Origin of the sequence: Vibrio harveyi NBRC 15634 = ATCC 14126 = KCTC 12724, assembly GCF_001591145.1 — a bacterium.
Classification (GTDB): domain Bacteria; phylum Pseudomonadota; class Gammaproteobacteria; order Enterobacterales; family Vibrionaceae; genus Vibrio; species Vibrio harveyi.
Map to the genome: position 1 here is coordinate 1 of NZ_BCUF01000126.1, position 1383 is coordinate 1383.

Consider the following 1383-nt stretch of genomic DNA (forward strand, 5'->3'; position numbering starts at 1 on the left):
ATGTGTGTCAGGTCAATTTGGTTTTAGGAGTACAGTTTGGCTAAGAAATATTATGTGGTTTGGAAAGGTCGAGAGACTGGCATTTTCACAACGTGGGCGAAGTGCAAATCATTAGTCGACGGCTTTGCGGGAGCAAGATTTAAATCGTTTCCAACTTTAGAGGAAGCGGAGTCTTCGTTCGGTAAAAAAGCCAAATCAACATCACCAAAGGCTAAAGCCAAGATTGTTAAAAAATCTAGCAAATTGAAATCTGTCCCCTTATCTCAAGAACAAATAGATGCAATGCCGTTTGAAGTGAAAATCTACACTGATGGTGCTTGTGAACCGAATCCGGGAGAGGCGGGGACTGGGCTTGCGGTATATGAGAACAATAAACTAACCGAACTCTGGTATGGTTTGTACCAATCATTTGGTACTAATAATACTGCTGAGCTTCATGGAATCAATCAAGCTCTACTACTTGCTAAGGAGAAGCTGGCAACAGGACGTTCAGTTGGTATCTTTTGCGATTCCAAATACTCTATCGATTGTATTACAAAGTGGGCTAATGGTTGGGAGAAAAAAGGTTGGACTAAGTCTGGCGGTGAAATTAAAAATTTGGACATAATTAAACCAGCTTATTCTCTCTACCAAGAGATATCATCTCAAATTACGATTCACCATGTGAACGGGCATGTTGGCATTGAGGGTAATGAGTTAGCTGATAGGATGTCCATCATAGCTATTGAGTCTCAGGATGAGAGTCTTTCTTTGTATAGAGAAACTCATAACATTCCAGAACTTTTAGCGTTGCGTGCTGGTTGATAGACACACATAACAAAGCATTTAAGAGTGATTCGCAACGCTTGGCAGTTTCGCTTCGCTCAAGTATAGCCAAGCGCCGCTCACACCTTAATGCGGCGTTATGTGTAACCAGAGGAAAATGTATGGAAGTACAGCTAAAAGTAGGTAGTGACTCCTTATTCGCAGAATCTTTAACCAAGTCAAATATGGCAAGTTACTATCAAACTCGTGGGATAATCTGGGATCACAATCAGTTTCTAAGTAGTTGGGATGAGTTAGATAATTACGAAGTCCATCGAGACCAAGCTCGTGTTGGTGTTCTCCGTTTTAGCTATAGTGGCGATACTACCTTCTTGAGGGACTTTCAAATTTTGCCTGAGTTTCAGGGTAGAGGAATTGGGGCAAAGTGTCTCGAACTAGTTGTTAGACATGCGCTTAAAAGACAATCCACTAAGCTAGTTTTGCGTGTGTTTAGTGAAAACCCAGCAATCAGCCTGTATGAGTCCAAGGGCTTCGTTAGAACATCTGAAGTCAAAGGGTTGGTTGAAATGGAGATCCCTTTAAGTTCAAACACATAACAATCTGTTCAAGAGGGATTCG

2 protein-coding genes are annotated in these 1383 nt (G+C 41.4%); both read left to right on the forward strand.

Annotated elements, in window-relative coordinates:
- Nucleotides 1-36: 36 nt before the first annotated feature.
- Nucleotides 37-804 carry a ribonuclease H family protein gene (locus tag VHA02S_RS24760; RefSeq protein ID WP_038899377.1) on the forward strand — a complete coding sequence of 256 codons (768 nt, stop codon included), beginning with the start codon at nucleotides 37-39 and terminating at the stop codon, nucleotides 802-804.
- Nucleotides 805-926: 122 nt separating this feature from the next.
- Nucleotides 927-1361 (forward strand): GNAT family N-acetyltransferase, encoded by a 435-nt coding sequence (locus VHA02S_RS24765; protein WP_038899378.1) that lies wholly within the window; start codon nucleotides 927-929, stop codon nucleotides 1359-1361.
- The last annotated feature ends 22 nt before the right edge of the window (nucleotides 1362-1383 follow it).

Coding starts and splice junctions, on each gene's coding strand:
- VHA02S_RS24765 (WP_038899378.1), top strand. CDS start 927: ATGGAAGTACAGCTAAAAGTAGGTAGTGACTCCTTATTCGCAGAATCT.